Origin of the sequence: Halomonas smyrnensis AAD6, assembly GCF_000265245.1 — a bacterium.
In the GTDB taxonomy this organism is placed as follows: Bacteria; Pseudomonadota; Gammaproteobacteria; order Pseudomonadales; family Halomonadaceae; genus Halomonas; species Halomonas smyrnensis.
Genome location: NZ_AJKS02000001.1, coordinates 371,323 through 394,692, shown reverse-complemented (window position 1 = coordinate 394,692; position 23,370 = coordinate 371,323). Strand labels below are relative to the sequence as shown.

Here is a 23,370-nt window from a genome sequence, read left to right as displayed (position 1 = left end):
CGCCAGAGAGCCTCGAGAGAGCCCCCATGAGCCGACGCCGCCACCGCCCCGACGACGACGAGATCAGCGCCTTCCGCCAGGCCCTGAGCGACGCCGGCGTGCGTCCGCTCGCGAGCAACCGAGCCGACCCGGGGCGCCCCCGGCGCGCCGACGAGGCCGCCCGGGCGCGGCGAGAGGCGGCCACCTCGGCCAGCGAGGACGCCGCCAGCGGTCGCACCTCCGACGGCCGGGTGGAAGCGGTGCGCCCCTCGGAGTATCTGGATTTCTTCCTGCCGGACATGCCCTATCGCGACCGCCAGCAGCTCAAGCGCGGCCAGCTCGCCTGGGAGGCGGGGCTCGACCTGCACGGCTACACCCTGGAGGAAGCGCGCGCCGAGCTGGAGACCTTCCTCGCCGATGCCGCCGCCAACCGCGCCCGCTGCGTGCTGGTGGTGCATGGCAAGGCCTGGACCGGCCAGGCCGATTACCCGGTGATCAAGAGCCACGTCAACGCCTGGCTGCGCGAGTGGCCCAGCGTGCTGGCCTTCTGCTCGGCCACCGAGGCCGACGGCGGCACCGGCGCGGTCTACGTGATGCTGAGGCGCCAGCGCGACGGCCGCTGAGGCGCTATTCCTCCTCGCCGCGGTCGTCCGCGGACAGCGGCCGCGCCTCCACCACCTCCGGCCCGGAGACCCGACCGAGCCCCTGCTCGCGGCGGTCGAGCGCTTCCCGGGCCAGGTGCCGCCCCAGCGAGATCAGCGCCTCGGCGCGATGGAATTCGTAGGCCCCGCACACGGTCTTCGGCACCTCGATCAGCACGTCCGGCGGATAGCCCGCCACCTTGTACTTGGCCAGCGCCGCCTGGGCGATGTCGAAGGACGCCAGGATCATGTCCAGCCGCCCCCAGGCGCGGCGCCCCGGCTCAGGCTCCACGGCATCGGCGGGCTCGCCCTCGCTGCCGTTGCCGAACAGCCGCCGGGTGGCACCGCGCACGCCCTCCATCCAGCCGCCGAAGTCGACCGCGCCCTTGTCCCGCGCCACCTCGCGGGCCTGCTCCTCGGCCGCCTCCTCCGGCGGCAGCAGCGCCTCCAGGGTGACCGGCTGGGAGCTCTGGGCGGTGACGTTGACCGCCATCACCAGATCGGCGTGGGTGGACACGGTCGGCATGATCGGCAGCGGATTGAGCAGCCCGCCGTCGACCAGCACCTGGTCGCCGCGATGGACCGGGGTGATCACGCCGGGCACGGCGATGGAGGCGCGGATCGCCTCGAGCAGCGGGCCGTCCTGGAACCACACCTCGCGCTGACGGATCAGGTCGGTGGCCACGGTGGTCACCGGGATCGACAGGTCCTCCAGGCGGATATCGCCGATCAGTTCGTCGAGCTTGCTCATCACCTTGCTGGCCTTCATGGCCCCCATCGGGCTCCAGGAGACGTCCACCAGCCGCAGCACGTCGAAGTAGTCGAGCCGACACACCCACTCCTTGTAGCGATCGAGCTGCCCGGCCGCGTAGACGCCGGCCACCAGCGCGCCCATGGAGCACCCCGACAGCGCCACCACCTCGTAGCCGCGTGCCTCCAGCTCCTCGATCACGCCGATATGGGCATAGCCCCGGGCGCCGCCGCTGCCCAGCGTCAGCGAGACCCGCCGACCCTCGCTTTCCCGTCTCGCGTTCATCGCTCGCCCCCCCGTCACGCCTGGCCGGCCACGATCGCCTCGGCCACCGCCGCCACCCGGTCCGGTTCCAGGTGCAGGTGATGCCCGCCCGGCAGCACGCGCCGCTGCAGGTCGCCCACCGCCGCGCGGGCCCGCTGCGCCCGTTCCCGCTCGCCGAGGATCCCCGCCTCCCCCTCCACGCAGAGCACCGGACAGAGGATCGCCGCCAGCATGGCCGTCGCCTGCTCGGGCGTGAAGCGCACCGGCGACGCCCGCAGCAGGCGCGGATCGGTGCGCAGGCGAAGATGGCCATCGCCCTCCTCGGCCAGGTTGCGCCTCACCAGCGGGCGGGCGGTCTCGGCATCGATCGGGGTGACGCCGCCGGCCACCCGGGCCGCCACGGCACTCTCTTCATCAGGATAGCGCGGCGCCCGCGACACCGGCCGCCGATGGGCCCGCAACCCCTTGCGCAGCTGCGTCGGCGCCTCAGCGGCCTCGGTGGTCAGCACGCCGAGTCCGTCGATCAGGCGCAGCGCCGCGACGCGCTCCGGCATGGCGGCGGCCAGCAGGCAGGCCACGCCGGCGCCCATGGAGTGGCCGAGCAGCGTGGTCCGCTCGAGGCCCAGGGCCTCCATGACATCGAGCACGTCGTGGCAGTAGTCCCAGAGCGCCACGTCGGCCCCGCCCGGCGGCGGCGACGAATGGCCGTGGCCGGCAAAGTCCATCGCCACCAGGCGAATGCCCAGGCGCTCGACCAGCGGCGGGGCGAGCCGCGAGAAGCTGGCGGCGTTGTCGAGCCAGCCGTGCAGCGCCAGCCAGGTCGGCGCCGATGCGTCTCCCCAGGCCAGGGCGGCGAGGCGGCCGTCGGCCAGCCGCAGCGCTTCCGGCGCCGTCATGGCGTGGTCTCCAGCATCTCGTCGATCATCGTCGTCAGGGCACGCCGGGTGGCGTCGGGATGCTCCATGGGGAACATGTGGCCGCCCGGCACCTCGGCCAGGCGCACGCCGCGACGCTTCAGCCGCCGGCAGCGGTGCGGCGTCAGCAGGTCGGACTCGCCGCCGGCCAGCACGCCCACCGGCACCCGCAGCAGATCGGGCAGTTCGTCCAGGTGATCGGGCAGATGACGGAACACCGCCACCTCGATATCGGGGTCGAACAGCAGCACCACGCGGCCGTCATCCAGGGTGCGGGTGCCGCCCTCCACGTAGTCGTCGAGGGCCTGGTCGGTGAAGTGCCGGAACAGCCGCCGACGGCGCAGGTAATCGCGCATCGCCTGGGGGCTCGACCAGCTGTCGCGGCGGCCGACGGTGCGGCCCGCCGGCGTGAAGCGGTCGGTCAGCCCCAGGCGCTTGACCGCCTTCATCGCCAGGGCATCGAAGCCCAGCATCAGCGGCGGGTCGAGCATCACCACGCAGCGGAAGCGCTCCGGCGCCTGCTCCGCGGCCATGGCCATCAGCACGCCGCCCATGGAGTGGCCGACGCCGATGACTGGCTCGTCGAATGCGGCGAGATGCTCGAGCAGCTCGTCGCGCAGCGCCAGCCAGTTGTGGCCGACCGGGAAGTCGGGGTGGTGGCCGAGCCGGTCCAGGGGATGGAGGTCGAAGCGCTCGGCCAGCGGCGCCAGCAGGCTGCGGTAGCTCTGGCCCGGGAAGCCGTTGGCATGAGCGAAGACCAGCGGTGAGGGGGCAACGGGGGCGTGTCGGCGCATGGCATCATCCGTGTCGAGGCGCGGGGCGCGAGTGGCGATGGCAGGCTAACGAGAATACCATGGGCCGCCAAGTCGTCTTTCGGCCACCCCCTCCAACGGAGTCCCGCGTGAATCCCCACAAGCCGCCCCGCGATACCCGCCTGCGCAACCGCCTGTTCTTCGCCACCGTGATCGCCGCCATCGTGGTCGGCCTGTGGCTGGCCCGCTGAAGCGAGCTGGTCTTATCCTGCATCGGACGCCTTCATGTCACTGATCGACATCTTTCTCTCGACGCTGAACATCACCCTGCCGGTGTTCGCCATGGTCTTCATCGGCATCGGCCTGAAGCGCTTCCACTGGATCGACCAGGCCTTCGTCAACACGGCCTCCAAGCTGGTCTTCCGCGGCACCCTGCCGACCCTGCTGTTCTTCGGCATGGCCGGCGCCGACCTGGAGGCCACCCTCGATCCCTGGATGCTGGTGTTCTTCGCCCTGGCCACCCTGCTGAGCTTCGCCGGCAGCTGGGGCTGGGCGCTGCTGCGGGTGCGGCGGCCGCTGCGCGGCGTCTACGTCCAGGGCGCCTTCCGCGGCAACTGCGGCATCGTGGGGCTGGCCCTGGCGGCCGGCATGTACGGCGACGCCGGGCTGTCGCTGGCCGGCCTGCTGCTGGGCGTGGTGATCCTGACCTACAACGTGCTGTCGGTGATCGTGCTGGCCACCTACCAGCCCCGTGAGGAAGGCGGCAAGGGCGTCGACTGGACCAACATCGTGCGCAACATCGTCACCAACCCGCTGATTCTCGGCGTGCTGGCGGGCGTGCCCTTCGCCATCCTCGAGGTGTCGCTGCCCGCCTGGCTGACCACCACCGGCGACTACTTCGCCTCGCTGACCCTGCCCCTGGCGCTGATCTGCATCGGCGCGACCCTGTCCACCCGCGCACTCAAGAAGGGCTATCGCACCACCGTCAGCGCCAGCCTGGCCAAGATGGTAGTGGTACCCGCCGTGGCGACGCTGCTGGCGGTGCTGGCGGGCTTCTCGGGCCCGCCCCTGGGCGTGCTGTTCCTGTTCTTCGCCAGCCCCACCGCGGCGGCCGCCTTCGTGATGGCCAAGGCCATGGGCAACGACGAGACCCTGACCGCCAACATCATCGCCATGACGACGCTGATGGCCAGCGTCACGGTGACGCTGGGGATCTTCAGCCTGCGCGCCGCGGGCCTCATCTAGCGGATCGCGCGCTCGGTAAAGCGGCAGGCGCCGGCCAGGGTGCCCTCGACCACCTCGAACTGCTCGATCCCGCCGCCCTCGGCGGTGGCCTCCGCCGGCAGCGGGTTGGCATGGGCACGCTTGAAGTCGTCGCTGCCCACCCAGGCGCGGAAGGCCGCCTGGCTCTCCCACTCGGTCTCCACCACGTAGGGGGCCTGGTTGCCCTGGGGGCGCAACACGCGCATGGCGACGAACCCCGGCTGCTTGTCGATCTCGCCGGCGCGGGCCCGGAAGCGCGCCTCGAACTCGTCCTCGAAGCCCGGATTCACGTGGATGCGGTTGTTGACGATGTAGCTCATGGTTCGGCGCGTCCTTCTCTCAGGTGATGTCGGCGGGTGACGTGAAACGACGCAGCCGCGCGCAGCCGGCGGCCCGCACCTCGGCATCGAGCTCGGCGACGGCGGCGGTGGGAAAGCCGAGGCCGCGATCGCCGCGCCCCTCGACCAGCAGCCCGGTGAACGCTCCGACCAGCGGCATGTGGCTGACCAGCAGCAGCGGGCGGTCGTCGTCCTGCTCGAGCAGCCAGTCGACCACCGCCTGGGGCGGATCATCCGGAGTGATACAGGGCAGCGTCTCCACCGGCACGCCGAGCGCCTCGCCCACGCGCTCGGCGGTCTGCTGCGCCCGTCGATACGGACTCGCCGCCAGCCGCAGGCGCGCGAGATCGAGATCCTCACGCCCGGCCAGCCAGGTGCCCATGCGGGCGGCCTCGGCGAGGCCCCGGGCGGTCAGCTCACGGCAGGCATCGGGACTGCCCGCCCCCGCCTCGCCGTGGCGCATGATCAGCAGCGGCTCAGCCATGCGGGCCTCCGGTGTCGCGATGATCCTGCTGGACGTTCTCGCGCGAGAGCACGAACTCCACGTCGCTGCTCTGCTCGCCACGCATCAGCAGCCGCGCCATCTCGCGCGCGGGCACGCCCTCGAACAGCACCTGGTAGAGCCCCTCGGCGATCGGCATGTAGACGCCCTCAGCGCGGGACTTGTCGCGCACCAGGCGCACGGTGTTGACGCCCTCGGCGACCTGGCCCAGCGCCTCGACGGCCTCGTCGAGGGTGCGGCCCTCGCCGAGCGCGAAGCCGACCCGGTAGTTGCGCGAGCGGCTGGAGGAGCAGGTGACGATCAGGTCGCCGACCCCGGCCAGGCCGAGGAAGGTCATGGGATTGGCGCCCTGGGACACGGCGAAGCGGCTCATCTCGGCCAGCGCTCGGGTCATCAGCATGCTGCGGGTGTTCTCGCCCATGCCCAGCGCCGCGGCCATGCCGGCGGCGATGGCATAGAGGTTCTTGAGCGCCCCGCCCAGCTCGACGCCGTAGCGGTCGTTGCTGGCATAGACGCGGAAGTAGTCGCAGCCCAGCGCCGTCTGCACCCGGGTGCGGGTCAGCGGATCATCGCTGGCGATCACCGTGGCGGTCAGCTGACGTTCGGCCACCTCGGTGGCGAGGTTGGGGCCGGAGAGCACGCCGATGTGCGCGAAGCCGGTCTCTTCCTCGAGCAGCTGACTCATCAGCTTGAAGCCGTCCTCCTGGATGCCCTTGGTGGTGCTGACCAGTATCTGGGAGGGCGTCAGCCAGGGCAGCGCCTGACGGACCACCTGACGGAAGGCCTGTGACGGAATCGCCACCAGCACCAGGCCGGCACCGGGCAGCACGTCCTCGAAGGCGCTGGAGGCCTTCACGGCGGGATTGATGGCGTAGTCAGGCAGGTAGCGGCCGTTGCGATGCTCGCGGTTGATCTGCTCGACCAACGCGGGGTCGCGCAGCCACTGGCGCACCTCGAAGCCGTTGTCGGCGGCGATGCTGGCGAGCGCGGTGCCGAAGCTGCCGCCACCGAGCACCGCCACCCGCTGACTGCGATCATCGCTGCTGCGATCAGGATTGCTGCGATCGTCGGACATGGTCGCCCCGGGAGTGGAAATGGTCCGGCGATTGTAACGAAAAACGCCCCCAGTGGGGGCGTCTTGGCACCTGGCGTCGGGCCACCGGGGCGGCCCGAACAAGCCGATCAGTCGATCAGCGGCACCAGGGTGTCGATGCTCGACCGGGCATCGCCGTAGAGCATCCGCGTGTTCTCCTTGAAGAACAGCGGGTTCTCGATGCCGGAGTAGCCGGTGCCCTGACCACGCTTGCAGACGAACACGTTCTTGGCTTCCCAGACCTTCAATACCGGCATGCCGGCGATCGGGCTGTTGGGGTCTTCCTGGGCGGCCGGATTGACGATGTCGTTGGAGCCGATGACGATCACCACGTCGGTGCTGGCGAAATCGTCGTTGATCTCGTCCATCTCGAGCACGATGTCGTAGGGCACCTTGGCCTCGGCCAGCAGCACGTTCATGTGCCCCGGCAGGCGGCCGGCGACCGGGTGGATGCCGAAGCGCACTTCCTTGCCGGCGCTGCGCAACTTGCGGGTCAGCTCGCTGACCGCGTTCTGCGCCTGGGCCACCGCCATGCCGTAGCCCGGCACGATGACCACGCTGTCGGCGTCGTTCAGCGCGCTGGCCACACCGGCGGTGTCGATGGCGACCTGCTCGCCCTCGATCTCCGCCGCCGGGCCCTGGCTGCCGCCGAAGCCGCCCAGGATCACGTTGACGAAGTTGCGGTTCATCGCCTTGCACATGATGTAGGAGAGGATCGCGCCCGAGGAGCCCACCAGGGCGCCGGTGACGATCAGCAGGTCATTGGACAGCGTGAAGCCGATGGCCGCCGCGGCCCAGCCGGAGTAGCTGTTCAGCATCGACACCACCACCGGCATGTCGGCGCCGCCGATGCCCATGATCAGGTGGTAGCCGATGAAGAACGCCAGCAGGGCCAGCAGCAGCAGGGTCCAGACGCCCGCTCCGTTGAGGTAGAGCACCGCCAGACCCACGGAGGCGGCCGCGGCAGCGGCGTTCAGCAGGTGGCCGCCGGGCAGCTGCTTCGGCTTGCCGTCGACCTTGCCGGCCAGCTTGCCGAAGGCGATCACCGAGCCGGTGAAGGTCACCGCGCCGATGAACACCCCGAGCACCACCTCGATCTGCAGGAAGGTGAGCTCCGCCGGCGTCTTGTGCGCCACCAGGGCGGCGAAGGCGGAGAAGCCCTCGGTACCCTGCTCGGCGAGCTGGGCGGCCAGCACCCGGCGCCGCTCCAGATCGGCATTGAAGCCGACGAACACCGCGGCCAGGCCGACGAAGCTGTGCAGGGCCGCGACCAGCTGCGGCATCTCGGTCATCTCGACCTTCTTGGCCAGATAGGCGCCGATGACGGCGCCGATGGCCATCATCGGCAGCATCCACCAGTAACCGCCGATGCCCGGCCCGAGGCCGGTGAAGAAGACGGCCACGCCCATGCCGATGATGCCGTACCAGACGGCACGCTTGGCCTTCTCCTGGTTGCTCAAGCCCCCCAGCGAGAGGATGAACAGTACGCTTGCCGCGATCGAGGCGGCGGATACGAATCCTTGACTCAACATCTCTTGATCTCCGGCCTCAGGACTTCTGGAACATGGCGAGCATACGGCGCGTGACCTGGAAGCCCCCCACGATGTTGATGGTGGCGATCAGCACCGAGATGCCGGCGAGCAGGCTCACCAGGACACTCCCCGAGCCGATCTGCAGCACCGCCCCGAGCACGATGATCCCGGAGATGGCATTGGTCACGGCCATCAGCGGGGTATGCAGCGAGTGGCTGACGCCCCAGATCACCTGGAAGCCGACGAAGCAGGCCAGCACGAAGACGATGAAGTGCGACATGAACGACGCCGGCGCCACCTGGCCGAGCAGCAGCATCAGCGCGCCGCCGATGCCCAGCAGCGTCGCCTGACGCTTGGTCTGGGAGACGAAGGCGGCGTGTTCGGCGGCCTTCTTCTCCTCCGGCGTGGGCTCCGGCTCCTTCGGCTTGGGCTTGGCCGCGGCGATCGCCTGCACCTTGGGCGGCGGCGGCGGGAAGGTGATGTCGCCTTCATAGGCCACCGTGGCGCCGCGGATGACGTCGTCGTCCATGTTGTGATCGATGACGCCATCCTTCTCCGGCGTCAGGTCGGTCAGCATGTGGCGGATGTTGGTGGCGTAGAGCAGCGAGGCCTGGGTCGCCATGCGCGACGGGAAGTCGGTGTAGCCGACCACGATCACGCCGTTGTCGGTGACCACGCGCTCGTCGGGCACGGTCAGGTCGCAGTTGCCGCCCTTCTCGGCGGCCAGGTCGACGATCACCGAACCCGGCTTCATGGCCTTGACCATGTCCTCGAGCCACAGCTTGGGCGCGGGGCGACCGGGAATCAGCGCGGTGGTGATGACGATGTCGACGTCCGGGGCCTGCTCGCGGAACAGCGCCAGCTGTTTCTCGCGGAACTCGGGGCTCGACGGCGCCGCATAGCCGCCGCTGCCGGAGCCGTCCTGGCTGTCCTCGAAGTCGAGGAACAGGAACTCGGCGCCCATGGACTCGATCTGCTCGGCCACTTCGGGGCGCACGTCGAAGGCGCGCACCACCGCGCCCAGGCTGGTCGCGGTGCCGATGGCGGCGAGCCCCGCGACGCCGGCGCCGACGATCAGCACCTTGGCCGGCGGCACCTTGCCCGCGGCGGTCACCTGGCCGGTGAAGAAGCGCCCGAACTGGTTGCCGGCCTCGATCACCGCGCGATAGCCGGCGATGTTGGCGGTGGAGGACAGGGCATCCATCTTCTGGGCCCGCGAGATGCGCGGCACCATGTCCATGGCGATGACGTTGGCGCCGGTGTCGCGGCAGCGCTCGAGCAGCGGCTCGTTCTGGGCCGGCCAGAAGAACGAGATCAGGGTCTTGCCCTTCCCGAGGTAGCCGACCTCCTCCTCGACGGGCTCGCGGACCTTGACCACCACCTCGGCGGTGTTCCACAGGGCCTCGGCACCGTCGACGACGGTGACGCCGACCGACCGGTAGGCGTCGTCATCGAAACCGGCGGCCGCACCGGCGCCGCTCTCGATCAGGCATTCGTGTCCCAGCTTCTGGATCTGTTGCGCGCTTTCCGGGGTCAGGGCGACACGCGCCTCCCCGGAGGCATGCTCCTTGGGTGCACCAATCTTCACGTTGGATCTCCCGTTTTGGCGTTATTGAAACTTTCAAAACACCGCAGTCTTGCCCAGCCAGATCGGAATCTCAACCCGCATGACGGCCATGGGAGCGTCGCTGTCGGAAACGATATGTCGTTGAAAATCGGCCGTTTCATAGTAACGTTGACGTAAAGGTCAAGCGACGAGGCGCGGCACGACGGCACCTCCTCGACCAGGGCCGATCGGGCACCGGATGACGGGCAGGCGGCGATCCACAACAGCCGGCATGCAGAAAAAAAACGCGCCGACCACCTCGGAGGTGATCGGCGCGTGCTGGATGCCGCCCCGTTGGACGGCACGGGCTTCGGGCGGCGCTATCAGGCGCTCAACAGGGCGTTGAGGCGCTTGACGTAGGCCGCCGGGTCGTCGAGGTGGCCGCCCTCGGCGATGATCGCCTGGTCGAGCAGGATCCGCGACAGATCGGCGAAGCCGTCGCCCTCGACGCCCTCGAGGCGCGCCACCAGGGCGTGCTCGGGGTTCAGCTCGAGGATCGGCTTGACCTCGGGCAGCGGCTGGCCGGCGGCTTCCATGATGCGGCGCATCTGGTAGCCCATCTCGTGCTCGGGCAGCACCACACAGGCCGGGGAGTCGGTCAGGCGATGGGTCACCTTGACCTCCTGGACCTCGTCGCCGAGCGCTTCCTTGACCCGCTTGACCAAGTCTTCCTTGGCCTTGGCGGTCTCTTCCTGGGCCTTCTTCTCGTCCTCGTCCTCGACCTCGCCGAGGTCCAGGTCGCCCTTGGCCACGTCGACGAACGACTTGCCCTCGAACTCGGTGAGGTGGCTCATCAGCCACTCGTCGATGCGGTCGTGGAGCAGCAGGACCTCGATGCCCTTCTTGCGGAAGATCTCCAGGTGCGGGCTGTTCTTGGTCGCGTTGAAGCCGTCGGCGACGATGTAGTAGATCTTCTCCTGCCCTTCCTTCATGCGCCCGATGTAGTCGGCCAGCGACTGGTCCTGGGTGGCGCTGTCGGTGTGGGTGCTGGAGAAGCGCAGCAGGCCGGCGATCTTCTCGCGGTTGGCGTGATCCTCCGCCGGGCCCTCCTTCAGCACGCTGCCGAAGGTGTTCCAGAAGGTCTGGTAGGCCTCGGGATCCTTGGCCAGCTTCTTGAGCATGTCGAGGGAACGCTTGGTCAGCGCGCTCTTGATCTTCTCGACCTGCGGGTCCTGCTGCAGCAGCTCGCGGGAGACGTTCAGCGACAGGTCGCGGGTGTCCAGCACGCCCTTCACGAAGCGCAGGTAGAGCGGCAGGAACTGCTCGGCGTCGTCCATGATGAAGACGCGCTGCACGTAGAGCTTCACGCCGCGGGCGCCGTCACGCTCGTAGAGATCGAACGGGGCGCGGCCCGGCACGTAGAGCAGGCTGGTGTACTCGAGCTTGCCCTCGACCTTGTTGTGGCTCCAGGTCAGCGGATCGCTGAAGTCGTGGGCCACGTGCTTGTAGAAGGCCTTGTACTCGTCGTCGGTGAGCTCGCTCTTGGGGCGCACCCAGAGCGCGGTGGCCTCGTTGACGGTCTCCCAGCTGACGGTCTCGCTACCCTCGATCTCGTTGCCGTCCTCGTCGCGGGCGGTCTCGACCTTGGGCATGCGCACCGGCACTTCGATGTGGTCGGAGTACTTGCGCACCAGGTTCTGCAGGCGGAAGTCGTCGGCGAACTCGCCGGCGTCTTCCTTGAGGTGCAGCACGATCTCGGTGCCGTGGACCTCGCGCTCGATGTCGGCGACGCTGAACTCGCCCTCGCCGCGGGAGTGCCACTCGACGCCTTCGCCCTGGTCGGTGCCCGCCTTGCGGGTGCGCACGGTGACCTCGTCGGCGACGATGAAGCCGGAATAGAAGCCGACGCCGAACTGGCCGATCAGGCGGGCGTCCTTCTGCTGCTCGCCGGAGAGCTGCTTGAGGAACTCGGCGGTGCCGCTGCGGGCGATGGTGCCGAGGTTCTCGATCACCTCGTCGCGATTCATGCCGATGCCGTTGTCGCGCACGGTCACGGTGCCGGCCTCGGCGTCGTGCTCGATCTCGATGCGCAGCTCGCTGTCGCCCTCGTAGAGGGCGTCGTTGTCCAGCGCGGCGTAGCGCAGCTTGTCGCAGGCGTCGGCGGCGTTGGAGATCAGCTCGCGCAGGAAGATCTCCCTGTTGGAATACAGGGAGTGGATCATCAGGTGCAGCAGTTGCTTGACCTCGGTCTGGAAGCCGAGAGTCTCTTCACGAGTAGCAGTGGTCATCTCTTGCGGACCCCTTGTCGACGGTTCGGCGGTGGCGAGGCCACCCATGGCTTGGATACCGTCGATATGGGGACCGGCGAAGGTTTTTCAACCGTCTTTCTCGCGCCAGGCGCGATAGTCCTCCAGCGCCCGGTCGACCCGGGTCAGCAGCCAGCCGACGATCATCGCATCATCGGCCAGCCCGACCACCAGCAGCACGTCCGGAATCAGATCCAGCGGCGAGACCAGGTAGATCAGGGCGACCAGCATCCACAGCAGCGCCGACCAGGGCACCGGCCGATAGCGCCCGCGCACCACGTCGGCCAGCATCGGCGGGAACCAGCGCAGGGCGCGGCGCATGCGCAGGAAGACGCCGGCGCGTCGCTTGATGCGCGTGAGCGGCGGGGAACCATCGGGGCGGGCCATGGGCGCTCTCCTTGCCGAGTCTCGGATTCACCACTACAGAATGAGGACAGTTCCGGCCGAATGCCAGCCGTCGGCCCCGAGCGACACTACTCAAGCGCCGCGCCATGGGCGACCATGGGAACCCGCTCAACGCACCCCCTTCGAGAGGCGACACGATGCCCAGCACCCCGTTCCGCATCCCCTGGAAGCCCCTGCTGACCGCCGCCCTGCTGTGCCTGCCGACCGCCGGCCAGGCCCAGTCCGGTGACGACGCCATGCGCGATGCCCTCCAGGCCGCGCGCGACAAGGACTGGCAGGCCATCGACCGGGCCGCCATCGCCGACCACGCGCTGGCCGGCTATGTCGATTATCACCGCCTCAAGGCACGACTGCCCGGCGCCACGACCCGCGAGGTGCAGGCCTTCATCGACGCCAACGCCGACTCGCCGCTGGCCGGCTGGATGCGCGGTCAGGCCATCTCGGCCTACGGCGAGGCCGGCCGCTACCAGGACCTGCTGGCGGTGGCCGATGGCGAGCCCGGCGGCACCGCGCGCCAGTGCCACTACTATGCCGCCCTGCTCGGCAGCGATCCGGCCACCGCCGCCGAGGGCGGCCGCGCGCTGTGGCGGGCCGGCCACTCGCAGCCGGACGCCTGCGATCCACTGTTCAACACCCTGCGCGCCCGCGGGGAGATCGGCCCGGAGCAGGTGTGGGAGCGTCTCACCCTGGCCTGGCAGGCCGGCGAAACCGGCATGGTCGGCTACCTCGGCCGCCAGCTGAGCGACGACTGGGCCGGCGCCCGAGCCGCCCTGGAACGCCTCGACGACGACCTGTCGGCGATCACCCGGGTGCCGAGCTGCATCGGACCGGACTGCCGCGGCAGCGGCGCGCTGTTCGCCGCCGCCATGCACGACTACACCCGCGCCGACACCGAGGCGGCGCTCGCGGCCTGGCGCCGGCTGTCGCCGCAGCTCGGCATCGACGAGGCCCATCGCCACGAGATCGAGCATGACCTGGCCTTCTATTCGCTGGTGCGCGACGTCGGCCCCAACCGTGACTGGGTCGACGGCGTGCTGCCGCGCCTCGACGACACCGACCTCACCGTGCTGCGCATCCGGGTCGCCCTGGCCGACCGCGACTGGGGCGGCGTGCTGGCCTGGGCCGATCGCCTGCCCGCCGAAGAGGCCAGCGATGCCCGCTGGCAGTACTGGCAGGCCCGCGCCCTGGAACAGCTCGGCGACGACGGCGCAAACGCGGCCTACGCCCGCGCCGCCGAACAGCGCAGCTTCTATGGCTTCGCCGCCGCCGACCACCTCGACCAGCCCTACGCCCTGAACCGGGCCGACACCTCGGTCGACGAGGCCCGTCGCCAGGAAATCGCCGCCCTGCCGGCGGTCCAGCGCACCGAGGCGCTGCTGCGCATCGGCGAGCCGGGCCTGGCCAACAGCGAGTGGTATGCCGCCGCGGCTCGCGTCTCCCCCGACCGGGCCATGGCGATGGCCGACTACGCCTCGCGCCGCGACTGGCCCGCCCGGCTGGTCCAGACCACCATCGCCGCCCAGCTGTGGGACGCCCTGGAATGGCGCTTCCCCGAGGCCTATCGCGACGACTTCCTGCAGTGGGGCCGGCGCCACGACGTCGACCCCTATCTGCTGATGGGCATCGCCCGGCGCGAGAGCGCCTACAATCCGGAAGCCCTGTCGCCGGTCGGCGCCCGCGGCCTGATGCAGCTGATGCCGGGTACCGCCAGCCAGGTCAGCCGCAAGCTCGGCATGGCCGACCCGGGCCGCTTCGGAGTGCTCGAGCCCGCGATCAACATTCGCCTCGGCAGCGCCTATATCGGCGAGATGATCGAGCGCTATCGCGGCAACCGCCTGGCCGCCACCGCCGCCTACAACGCCGGCCCCGGGCGGGTCGACCGCTGGCTGCGCGACGCCCCGCAGCAGTTCGACCTGTTCGTCGAGTCGATCCCCTTCCGCGAGACGCGCCGCTATGTGCAAGCGGTGCTGGCCTACCGGGTGATCTTCGAGAGCCTGGCCAACGACGGCGACACCCGCGGCGTGGCCATGCTGACGCCGGCGGAGCGCCAGGACGACTACAACGGCTCGCTGCTGGCACGCCGCTGAGGTTCCTGCCCGGCCCGTCATCGAGAAGGCCCGCCGAATGGCGGGCCTTCTCATTCAAGGGCCCGATGCCGAACCGGTGGGTCAGCGCTATGTCGGCGCCCGGGTCAGCGCTAGGCCGGCGACCGGGTCAGCGCCAGCTTGGCCCCGAAGGCCACCAGCACGCCGCCGGTGAGACCGTTGAGCCAGCGCGCGAGCACGGGGCTCGCCAGCCAGCGGCCGGCCCGGCCGACCAGCAGCACCACGGCGATCTGCCAGACGTTGGCGATCACGAAGTGCACGCCGGCGAGCCACAGCGACTTGGCCAGGGCCGGATCGCCCGGGGCGATGAACTGCGGCAGGAAGGCCATGTAGAAGACCACCGTCTTGGGGTTGAGCACGTTGGACAGCAGCCCCTCGCGCAGCGGCCGCCAGGCCGGCACCCGCTGGCGCTCGCCGTCCACCGCCGCCACCGGCAGGCCCTGGCCGCGGCGCGCCTCGCAGAGGCTGGCGATCCCCAGCCAGACCAGATAGGCGGCGCCGGCCAGCTTGAGCGCGGAGAAGGCCCAGGCCGACTGCAGCAGGATCAGCGAGATCCCCAGCGCCGAGACGGTGGCATGCACGAACAGCCCGGCGCAGATCGCCAGGCTGGTCAGCACGCCGTCACGCACGCCGCCGCGGGCGGTATTGCGGATCACCAGCAGGGTGTCCACGCCGGGGGTGATGCTGAGCAGGGTGATGGCCAACAGGAAGGGCCAGAACTGGGCGTCGAACCACATCAGGTCGCCCTCACCCGCCGAACACGCCGCGCTTGGCGTGGCGCATGGAGATCTGGTCGTTGAGCGTCCAGAAGTCGTAGAGCACCCCCAGGCCGAACAGTCCCAGGGTGCACAGATAGATCAGCCCGCTGACCCACTTGCCCAAGTAGAAACGGTGCACGCCGAAGGCGCCGAGGAAGGTCAGCAGCAGCCAGGCCAGGGTGTAATTGGTGGGCCCGGCCTGGAAGCGCAGGTCGGCCTGGCGATCCATGGACGGAATCAGGAACAGGTCGATCAGCCAGCCGATGCCGAGCAGCCCGAGGGTGAAGAACCAGATCGTGCCGGTGACCGGCTTGCCGTAATAGAAGCGGTGCGCACCGAGGAAGCCGAACAGCCAAAGCAGATAGCCGACCACCTTGCTGTGCGTATCCTGCGAAGCGATACGTGTGTGTTCCATGGAAAAGTCTCGTCGATGCCCTTGAGGTCGCTGGACGCCAGGGAACGGAGTGGCTACATTGACCTAGCGGGCGGAGGCACCAGTTTCACTGCGCCACGATGTTGACGCAACCCTGGTGCTGATGCACTATCCGCTGCGTAGGTTAGCAAGTAGAAAGTCGTCAGTTGTACTTCGATTCCTTCGATGCACCCGGTGCGCACTTCTTCTTTGTCTGCCCACGCAAGACGGGCTCGTGCCGTGGTCTCACGGCCAATACGACCCAGCATCAATATTTAGTTTGTTAAGRAAATCGACAATGGCAACTGGCACTGTCAAGTGGTTCAACGACACCAAGGGCTACGGCTTCATCTCTCCGGAAGACGGCGGTGATGACCTGTTTGTCCACTTCTCCGAAATTCAGGCTGAAGGCTTCAAGTCCCTGCAGGACGGCCAGAAGGTCTCCTTCGAAGTGACTCAGGGCAAGAAAGGCCTTCAGGCCTCCAACGTTCGCGTCGCCGAGTAACCTCGACCGACACGACGATCGAACCGCCGGTGTGGCCGGCGGTTCGACAAGAAAAAGGCCCGCCTTCCGGCGGGCCTTTTTCGTGGGCGCTCATGCATCAGGGCGCGTCGCCGCCGGCGGTCTCGCCGTCCGGCGAGGCGACGCGCTCCTGCTCCGCGCGGGTCGACTCGCGGATCTCGCTCGGCACGCCCTGCTCGGCCTGCTCGAACTGCTCGTCGATCTGGCGGCTGGCTTCCTCGAAGCGGCGCTCGGTCTCCTCGAGGATCGCCTCGACCTCGGGATCGGRGGTCGGCGCGATGCCGTCCGTCGACATCGGCTCGGCGTCGAGGGCCTCGTCCAGCTCGCTCGCGTCCGTGGCGTCCATCTCCGGCAGCGACGCCTCGTCGGGCGTCTGCCGCGAGACCTCCTCGTACTGGCTGTCGATGTTCTGCTTGGCCTCCTCGAAGCGACGCTCGGTGTCCTTCAGGATCTGCTCGACCTCGGCCTCGGTTTCCTGCTCGGAGGGCGGCGCCATCTCGCCCGCGGGCACGGCGTCGGCGGTTTCGGGCTCACCGGCCGGCGCGGCTTCCTCGGCCGTGGCCTCCGGCATCGTGGCCTCGTCCTCGACGGACGCGTCGGCATCGGATGCCGCGTCGGCGCCGTCGGCCTGGCTCGGCATCGCGGTGTCGGCCTGGGAGGCACTCCCCTCCTCGACGGCAGGCGCGGGGTTCGTGGCGTCGCCGGCGGGCGCGGTCTCGTCGCTCGGCTCGCCCTCATCGTTGCCGCAGCCTGCCAGGGCAAGCGTGACCGCCAGAACGAGCGGTTTCCAGGGGATCATGGCCTTCCTTCTCTTCGATGGGTGTCACGTGTCATTGCACCAAAGGGGGCCCGGCGCCGCAAGGCGCGGCTCAGCGCGCGAACAGCTGGCCTTCGATGTCGCGGAACGCCTTGAACTCGATGGCATTGCCGCTGGGATCACGGAAGAACATGGTGGCCTGCTCGCCGGGCTCGCCGGCGAAGCGCACGTAGGGCTCGATCTCGAAGCGAATGCCGGCATGAGTCAGCCGGTCGACCAGCGCCTCCCAGTCGTCCATCTCCAGCACCACGCCGAAGTGCGGCACCGGCACGCCGTGCCCGTCGACCGGATTGCGATGCGTGTCCCTGGGCGACTCGCCGAGGGAGGGATCGAGATGGCAGACGAACTGATGACCGTAGAGGTCGAAGTCGATCCAGGTGTCGCTGCTGCGCCCCTCGGGGCAGCCCAGCAGATCGCCGTAGAAACGCCGCGCCTCTGCCAGATCGCGAACCGGCATGGCGAGATGAAAGGGAGTCAACATGCATGCACCTCCATGAGCCAGGATCATGTCATGATGCCCGGCCCGACGCCGGCTGGCCAGTCACCGGCGTCGACAGCAGCGGACACTCGTCCGGCAGCGCCAGCGACAGCGCTCCCGGCGCGACCTCGCCCCGAAAGGCGCGGCGATGGCAGGGCTCGCCGTCGAGGGTCAGCGGCAGGTCGGTGTCCGCCTCGACGCTGAGCCAGGGGGTGCGGAAGGTCTCGACGAAGGTGCCTTCCCCGGGGCGTCGCTGCAGCTCGCGACGCATCCGCGCCATGTCGCCGAGCGAGGCGAAGTCGCGCAGGATCAGCACGTCGAGCAGGCCATCGTCGATGCGCGCCTCGGGGGTCAGATGCTGACCGCCGCCGGAGCGGGTGCCGTTGCCCAGCGCCAGCACGAACAGCGACGCCTCACGCTCGCCCTCCGCCCAGCGCAGCCGCACCGGGTAGGGACGGTACTGCCAGGCCTTGAGGGCACCGATCAGCGAATAGGCCCCGCCGCCGAGCAGCCGCTTGAGGCTCTTGGGCGTCGAGGAACTGATCTCGGCACCGAAGCCGCCGGTGGCCATGTTGAGGAAGTGCTGGCCGTCGAGACTCGGCACGTCGACCGGCCGCAGCGGCAGCGACAGCGCCGCCTGCAGCGCCGCCGCCGGCTCCAGGGACAGCCCCAGGCCGCAGGCCAGGTCGTTGGCGCTGCCCAGCGGCATCAGGCCGAGCCCCGGGCGATCCTCTGCCGGCAGGCGCATCAGGCCGTTGACCACCTCGTTGATCGAGCCGTCGCCGCCGCCGGCGATCACCCGGTCGACGCCGTCGCGCCCGGCCTGCTCGGCCATGCGTTCGGCGTCGCCCGCCTCCCAGGTGACCTGTACCCGCAGCGCGGCGCCGGCCTCGCGGCAGGCGCCCACCGCCTGGCGCACGGCCGGCAGCTGCGCCGACTTACCATTCAGGATCAGCGTTGCCATGGTCTCACGTTCCTTCTCCTTGATCGTCGTCATGGCCGCTTCACGCTCGGCGGGCATGCTCGATGGATGAGTCCCATTCACTCTATGACTTCCTTACACTGTCTGTCTTCCCGCCCCTTTCCTCGACCATCGCGATACAGGGAGTTGTCATGATCGCACCGGCCTTTCTCCTGGCGGCCTTTCTAGGCGGCCTCGCCGCCATGTGCCTGCGCCTGCCGCCCCTGGTGGGCTTCCTGGCCGGCGGCTTCGTGCTCAATGCGCTGGGCTTCACCCCCACCCCGCTGCTCGAGCTGGTGGCCGATGTCGGCGTCACCCTGCTGTTGTTCAGCATCGGCCTCAAGCTCGATATCCGCACCCTGCTGCGCCGCGACGTCTGGGGCGGGGCCACCCTGCACATGCTGATCTCCAGCCTGACCATGGTGGCGCTGCTCGGGCTGCTGAAATGGCTGAGCCTGCCGCTGCTGGCCGAGGCCGGCTGGCCGACCCTGGCCCTGCTGGGCTTCGCGCTGTCGTTCTCCAGCACGGTGTTCGTGGTCAAGGTGCTGGAAAAGCGCAGCGAGAGCCAGACCGCCTACGGCCGACTGGCCATCGGCGTGCTGATCATGCAGGACATCTTCGCCGTCGTCTTCCTCACCGCCTCCACCGGCAGCCTGCCGAGCCCCTGGACGCTGGGCCTGCTGCTGCTGATTCCGCTCGCCCCGGCGCTGCGCGCCCTGCTGGACCGCCTCGGCCACGGCGAGATGCAGATGCTGTTCGGCATGCTGCTGGCGCTGGTGCTGGGCTATGCGCTGTTCTCGGCGGTGGGGCTCAAGGGCGACCTCGGCGCCCTGATCATCGGTCTGCTGCTGGCCCCCCACCCCGCCGCCCAGGCCCTGGCGCGCTCGATGTTCAGCCTCAAGGAACTGCTGCTGGTGGGCTTCTTCCTGAGCCTGGGCCTGACCGCCATGCCCAGCTGGGAGCTGCTCGGCACCGCGCTGCTGCTGGTGCTGGCACTGCCGCTCAAGGGCCTGCTCTATCAGCTGGTGTTCATGCGTTTCCGCATGCGCCACCGCACCTCGGTGCTGACCGCCCTGAGCCTGACCAACTACTCGGAGTTCGGGCTGATCGTCGGCGCCATCGCCACCGCCGAGGGCTGGCTGCCGGAGAGTTTCCTGGTGGTGCTGTCGCTGGCGGTAGCGCTGAGCTTCGCCGCCTCGGCGGTGGTCAACGGCTACGGCGAGCGCTTCTATCGCTGGCTGGAACCGCGCCTGCCCGAGATCGACGAGCACGAGCTGGCGCCCAGCGACCGTCCCATCGAGGTCGGCGACGCCGAGGCGGTGGTGCTGGGCATGGGCCGCATCGGCAAGGGCGTCTACCGGCGACTGCAGAAGGAGTATGGCCTGCAGGTGCTGGGCATCGACAGCAACCCCAAGAGCATCGAACGGCTCACCGCCATGGGCTTCAACGCCCTGGAGGGCGACGCCGTAGACTCGGAGTTCTGGGACAAGCTGCTGATGTCGTCCGAGGTGCGCCTGGTGGTGCTGGCCATGCCGCACCACGCCGGTAACCTGGCCGCCCTGCGACAGCTGCGCTCGCGCCACTTCCCCGGACGCATCACCGCGGTGGTGGAATACCCCGAGGAGATCGAGCCGATCCGCGAGCTCGGCGCCAGCGCCGTCTTCCACGTCTACGACGAGGCCGGCCGCGCGCTGGCCGACAGCGCCGCCGAGGAGGCCGGGCTGACCTCACGCACCAGCCTGCTCGGCTAGACAGCCAGCAACCACCGCGCCCGCCCCGGCGGGCGTGCTACTATGTCGCGCCATCCCCGACGCCCCTTCGTCTCGAGATTTCCCGCGCATGAACGACTTCCTCACCGCGATCGGCCAGTTCATCGGCCACGTCATCCGCTTCATCGTCGATGCGCTCAGCGCCGGCCTGAGCGGCCTGGACGACGCCGCCAGCAGCCTGATCGGCGGCGTCGCCGGGGGCCTCGGCATTCCCACCAACCTGCTCAGCCTGCTGGTGCTGGTGCTCGGCCTGTGGCTGCTGTGGAAGGCCTTCTCGGCCCTGCGCCGTCGAGCCGTGGTCGCCACCCTGATCTGGGTGCTGCTGGGCGTCAGCGTGCTGAGCTGGCTGATCAACTAGACCATGCCAGAAAAGTGTCTGCGCTCGGCTATACGGCGTGAAAAATCAGCTCGTGCGCGAGCCCGGTCAAAGCCCTCATTTACAGCTCGTAAACTCCGGCTTCTCGCTGAGTTTTGCCTTGTCTAGCCTTCGCTCGCCAACGTTTCGGGCAAGGTCTCGTGACGAGGCTTCGCTGCCGTTACCGCTGGTCAAACCAAGACACCGCCCTTGCGGGCGGCGTCTTGTCGTTCTCGCGAGCGAATGTCGCGATTACGCGAGGGCCTTCTCGATCACCTCATACACGTTCGGCGAGAGCTTCTCGGAACGAATGCGCTCGAGCTCGCCCCTCATGAGCGCCTGACGGGGCTCGTCGAAGCGACGCCAGCGGGTCAGCGGAGTCACCAGCCGCGAGGCGATCTCGGGGTTCAGGCGGTTGAGCTCGATGACCACATCGGCCAGCAGCTTGTAGCCCTCGCCGTCGAGCCGGTGGAAGTTGACCCGGTTCTGGGCGAAGGCACCGATCAGCGCGCGCACCTTGTTGGGATTGGTCAGCGAGAAGGCCGGGTGATCCATCAGGAACTTGACCCGCTCCAGGGCATCGGACTGCGGGCGCGAGACCTGGACGCTGAACCACTGGTCCATGACCAGCGGGTCGTGGGCCCACTTCTCGCCGAAGGCGCGCAGCGCCGGATCGGCCAAGTCGTCGCGGCTGGAGTGCACCAGCAGCGTCAGGGCGGTACGCACGTCGGTCATGTTGTGGTCGGCCTCGAACTGACGGCGGGCCAGCTCGATGCCCTCCTCGTCCTCGATGCTGACCAGGTACGACAGCGCCACGTTCTTGAGGCTGCGCGCGGCGATCTGCTCGGGCTCCGGTGCGTAGGGCGCGTCGCTGACGTTCTCCTCGTAGAGGCGCCGGAAGTCGTCGCGCAGAGCCGTGGCCAGCGACTGCTTCACGAACCGGCGGGCGGCGTGGATGGCGTCCACGTCGACCAGCGGCTGCTGCTCGGCGATATAGGCCTCGGAGGGCAGCGTGAGCATCTCGGCCAGCACCGCCTTGTCGTCGGTCTGGCGCTTGAGCAGCTCGCGGAAGGCCTCCACCACCCGTGGATCCATGACCTTCTCGACGCCGTTGCGGTGGGCGGCGATGAGGTCGTCCAGCGCCAGCAGCGCCAGGCGCTGGCCGGCGTCCCAGCGATTGAAGCCGTCGCTGTCATGGGTCTGCAGGAAGGCCAGATCCTCGCGGGAATAGGGGAAGTTGAGCTTGACCGGCGCCGAGAAGCCGCGCGCCAGCGACGGCACCGGGGCCTCCTCCACGTCGGTGAACAGGAACTCCTGCTCTTCCTCGCGCAGGTGGATCACGCCGTCGGTGCCGAGGGTCTCGCCGTCCAGGGTCAGGCGCAGGTCGCGCCCGCTCTTGGTGCCGACCAGGCCCAGGCGGATCGGGATGTGCTGCGGCGCCTTGTCGGGCTGGCCCGGCGTGGCCGGAGTGCGCTGACGCAGCAGCAGGCGATAGGCGCCGTTGGCATAGTCGTACTCGCCGTGGGCATCGATCTCCGGGGTGCCGGCCTGGGAGTACCAGCGCATGAACTGGTCGAGGTCCTGGCCGGAGGCCTCCGCCATGCAGGCCACGAAGTCCTCGATGGTCACCGCCTGGCCGTCGAAGCGCGAGAAGTACAGGTCGCTGCCGCGGCGGAAGGCCTCGCCGCCCACCAGGTTGCGCAGCATGCGCACGATCTCGGCGCCCTTCTCGTAGATGGTCAGGGTGTAGAAGTTGCCGATCTCGATGTAGTGGTCCGGCCGCACGGGGTGGGCGGTGGGGCCGGCATCCTCGGCGAACTGGGCGGTGCGGAAGAAGGACACGTCCTCGATGCGCTTGACCGGCGCGGAGTTGGTGTCGGCGCTGAAGGTCTGGTCGCGGAAGACGGTGAAGCCCTCCTTCAGCGACAGCTGGAACCAGTCGCGGCAGGTCACGCGGTTGCCGGACCAGTTGTGGAAGTACTCGTGGGCGACGATGCCCTCGACACGCTGGAAGGCGGCATCGGTGGCGGTGTGCGGGTGAGTCAGCACCGCCGCCGAGTTGAAGATGTTGAGCCCCTTGTTCTCCATGGCGCCCATGTTGAAGTCGTTGACCGCCACGATCATGAACAGATCGAGATCGTACTCGCGGCCGTAGGCCTCCTCGTCCCAGCGCATGGCGCGCTTGAGCGAGGCCATGGCGTGATCGGTCTTGCCGAGGTTCTCCTCCTCGACCCAGATCTGCAGCGTCACCTCGCGGCCGCTCTGGGTGGTAAAGCGGTCCTCGACCTTCTCGAGATCGCCGGCCACCAGCGCGAACAGGTAACAGGGCTTGGGGTGCGGGTCTTCCCAGGTCACGAAGTGACGACCGTTCGGCAGCTCGCCGCGCTCCACCGGGTTGCCGTTGGACAGCAGCACCGGCTCGCGGTCGGCGCGGCCGATCACGGTGGTGGAGAAGGTCGCCATGACGTCGGGGCGATCCGGGTAGAAGGTGATGCGCCGGAAGCCCTCGGCCTCGCACTGGGTGCAGAACATGCCGCCGGACTGGTAGAGCCCCTCCAGGGCGGTGTTGGCCTCGGGGGCGATCTCGACCTCGGTATCCAGCAGGAAGCGATCCGGGGCCCGCTCGATGCGCAGGCCGCGCTCGGTCAGCGCGTACTCGTCGTCGCCCAGCGGCTGGCCGTCGATGGCGATGGCCTTCAGCGCCAGCTGCTCGCCGTCGAGCTCCAGCGGCTCGCCGGCCTCGCGCTCGGGATGGCGCTCCACGTGCAGGCGCGCCTTGACCCGGGTGGCCGCGGGATCGAGATCGAAGGTCAGCTCGGTGTGGGTGACGCGGTAGGCGGGGGGACGATAATCGCTCAGGTAGATCGGCTGGGGTTCGGACATCGAGGATGGCTCCTGTGAAGATT

General features: G+C 69.1%; 22 protein-coding genes. 6 read left to right on the top strand and 16 right to left on the bottom strand.

Going from position 1 to position 23,370, the window contains the following annotated elements:
• The first annotated feature begins 26 nt into the window (after positions 1-26).
• On the top strand, positions 27-602 hold the full coding sequence (locus UYS_RS0201825; RefSeq protein ID WP_016853781.1) for a Smr/MutS family protein: 576 nt from the start codon (positions 27-29) through the stop codon (positions 600-602).
• 4 nt (positions 603-606) lie between these two features.
• Here the strand turns inward: UYS_RS0201825 and UYS_RS16690 are convergent, their stop codons facing one another.
• From UYS_RS16690 to UYS_RS0201810, 3 genes are read right to left on the bottom strand one after another with little or no spacing between them, the layout of a single operon-like run.
• The gene (locus UYS_RS16690; RefSeq protein ID WP_016853780.1) at positions 607-1,656 is read right to left on the bottom strand and encodes a patatin-like phospholipase family protein; all 1,050 of its coding nucleotides are present in this window, start codon (positions 1,654-1,656) and stop codon (positions 607-609) included.
• 14 nt (positions 1,657-1,670) lie between these two features.
• A complete protein-coding gene (locus tag UYS_RS0201815) occupies positions 1,671-2,531 on the bottom strand; it encodes an alpha/beta fold hydrolase (RefSeq protein WP_016853779.1) in 861 nt (286 codons plus the stop codon).
• The gene (locus UYS_RS0201810; RefSeq protein WP_016853778.1) at positions 2,528-3,343 is read right to left on the bottom strand and encodes an alpha/beta fold hydrolase; all 816 of its coding nucleotides are present in this window, start codon (positions 3,341-3,343) and stop codon (positions 2,528-2,530) included. Before UYS_RS0201810 ends, UYS_RS0201815 begins: the two co-directional genes overlap by 4 nt.
• A gap of 243 nt (positions 3,344-3,586) precedes the next feature.
• Between UYS_RS0201810 and UYS_RS0201800 the strand changes: the two genes are divergently transcribed.
• The gene (locus UYS_RS0201800) at positions 3,587-4,546 is read left to right on the top strand and encodes an AEC family transporter (protein ID WP_016853776.1); all 960 of its coding nucleotides are present in this window, start codon (positions 3,587-3,589) and stop codon (positions 4,544-4,546) included.
• Here UYS_RS0201800 and UYS_RS0201795 read toward each other — a convergent pair.
• The 7 genes from UYS_RS0201795 to UYS_RS0201765 form a co-directional block, all read right to left on the bottom strand.
• On the bottom strand, positions 4,543-4,884 hold the full coding sequence (locus UYS_RS0201795; protein WP_016853775.1) for an antibiotic biosynthesis monooxygenase family protein: 342 nt from the start codon (positions 4,882-4,884) through the stop codon (positions 4,543-4,545). The two genes, UYS_RS0201800 and UYS_RS0201795, sit on opposite strands and share 4 nt — an antisense overlap.
• Before the next feature lie 19 nt (positions 4,885-4,903).
• Positions 4,904-5,386: a phosphohistidine phosphatase SixA gene (gene sixA, locus UYS_RS0201790; protein WP_016853774.1), complete on the bottom strand. Its 483-nt coding sequence runs from the start codon at positions 5,384-5,386 to the stop codon at positions 4,904-4,906.
• A complete protein-coding gene (locus tag UYS_RS0201785; RefSeq protein WP_016853773.1) occupies positions 5,379-6,479 on the bottom strand; it encodes an NAD(P)H-dependent glycerol-3-phosphate dehydrogenase in 1,101 nt (366 codons plus the stop codon). Before UYS_RS0201785 ends, sixA begins: the two co-directional genes overlap by 8 nt.
• Before the next feature lie 107 nt (positions 6,480-6,586).
• Positions 6,587-8,029 (bottom strand): NAD(P)(+) transhydrogenase (Re/Si-specific) subunit beta, encoded by a 1,443-nt coding sequence (locus tag UYS_RS0201780; protein ID WP_016853772.1) that lies wholly within the window; start codon positions 8,027-8,029, stop codon positions 6,587-6,589.
• 16 nt (positions 8,030-8,045) lie between these two features.
• Complete coding sequence (locus UYS_RS0201775; protein ID WP_016853771.1) at positions 8,046-9,617, bottom strand: Re/Si-specific NAD(P)(+) transhydrogenase subunit alpha; 1,572 nt, start codon at positions 9,615-9,617, stop codon at positions 8,046-8,048.
• 341 nt (positions 9,618-9,958) lie between these two features.
• Positions 9,959-11,863: a molecular chaperone HtpG gene (gene htpG / locus UYS_RS0201770; RefSeq protein WP_016853770.1), complete on the bottom strand. Its 1,905-nt coding sequence runs from the start codon at positions 11,861-11,863 to the stop codon at positions 9,959-9,961.
• Between the two features lie 87 nt (positions 11,864-11,950).
• Positions 11,951-12,268 carry a YkvA family protein gene (locus UYS_RS0201765; protein ID WP_016853769.1) on the bottom strand — a complete coding sequence of 106 codons (318 nt, stop codon included), beginning with the start codon at positions 12,266-12,268 and terminating at the stop codon, positions 11,951-11,953.
• A gap of 155 nt (positions 12,269-12,423) precedes the next feature.
• On the opposite strand from UYS_RS0201765, the gene UYS_RS0201760 reads away from it, so the two are divergent.
• On the top strand, positions 12,424-14,373 hold the full coding sequence (locus UYS_RS0201760; protein ID WP_016853768.1) for a transglycosylase SLT domain-containing protein: 1,950 nt from the start codon (positions 12,424-12,426) through the stop codon (positions 14,371-14,373).
• A gap of 110 nt (positions 14,374-14,483) precedes the next feature.
• Here UYS_RS0201760 and UYS_RS0201755 read toward each other — a convergent pair whose 3' ends face one another.
• Positions 14,484-15,128 (bottom strand): LysE family translocator, encoded by a 645-nt coding sequence (locus tag UYS_RS0201755; RefSeq protein WP_016853767.1) that lies wholly within the window; start codon positions 15,126-15,128, stop codon positions 14,484-14,486.
• 10 nt (positions 15,129-15,138) lie between these two features.
• The gene (locus tag UYS_RS0201750) at positions 15,139-15,564 is read right to left on the bottom strand and encodes an NINE protein (RefSeq protein ID WP_016853766.1); all 426 of its coding nucleotides are present in this window, start codon (positions 15,562-15,564) and stop codon (positions 15,139-15,141) included.
• Positions 15,565-15,859: 295 nt separating this feature from the next.
• Between UYS_RS0201750 and UYS_RS0201745 the strand changes: the two genes are divergently transcribed.
• Entirely contained in the window at positions 15,860-16,066 is a 207-nt protein-coding gene (locus tag UYS_RS0201745; protein WP_016853765.1) for a cold-shock protein, read from the top strand.
• A gap of 97 nt (positions 16,067-16,163) precedes the next feature.
• On the opposite strand, the gene UYS_RS0201740 is transcribed toward UYS_RS0201745, so the two are convergent.
• The 3 genes from UYS_RS0201740 to yegS all read right to left on the bottom strand — a co-directional run bounded on the left by UYS_RS0201740 (position 16,164) and on the right by yegS (position 18,376).
• A complete protein-coding gene (locus tag UYS_RS0201740; RefSeq protein WP_016853764.1) occupies positions 16,164-16,883 on the bottom strand; it encodes a hypothetical protein in 720 nt (239 codons plus the stop codon).
• 70 nt (positions 16,884-16,953) lie between these two features.
• Complete coding sequence (locus tag UYS_RS0201735) at positions 16,954-17,382, bottom strand: VOC family protein (protein WP_016853763.1); 429 nt, start codon at positions 17,380-17,382, stop codon at positions 16,954-16,956.
• A 28-nt stretch (positions 17,383-17,410) separates the two neighbouring features.
• Positions 17,411-18,376 (bottom strand): lipid kinase YegS, encoded by a 966-nt coding sequence (gene yegS, locus UYS_RS0201730; RefSeq protein ID WP_237738411.1) that lies wholly within the window; start codon positions 18,374-18,376, stop codon positions 17,411-17,413.
• 116 nt (positions 18,377-18,492) lie between these two features.
• Between yegS and UYS_RS0201725 the strand changes: the two genes are divergently transcribed.
• Together UYS_RS0201725 and UYS_RS0201720 are read left to right on the top strand one after the other, a co-directional pair.
• On the top strand, positions 18,493-20,091 hold the full coding sequence (locus tag UYS_RS0201725) for a cation:proton antiporter family protein (protein ID WP_016853761.1): 1,599 nt from the start codon (positions 18,493-18,495) through the stop codon (positions 20,089-20,091).
• A gap of 88 nt (positions 20,092-20,179) precedes the next feature.
• Positions 20,180-20,467: a hypothetical protein gene (locus UYS_RS0201720; RefSeq protein WP_016853760.1), complete on the top strand. Its 288-nt coding sequence runs from the start codon at positions 20,180-20,182 to the stop codon at positions 20,465-20,467.
• Between the two features lie 249 nt (positions 20,468-20,716).
• Here UYS_RS0201720 and pepN read toward each other — a convergent pair whose 3' ends face one another.
• Entirely contained in the window at positions 20,717-23,347 is a 2,631-nt protein-coding gene (gene pepN, locus UYS_RS0201715) for an aminopeptidase N (protein WP_016853759.1), read from the bottom strand.
• Between the last annotated feature and the right edge of the window lie 23 nt (positions 23,348-23,370).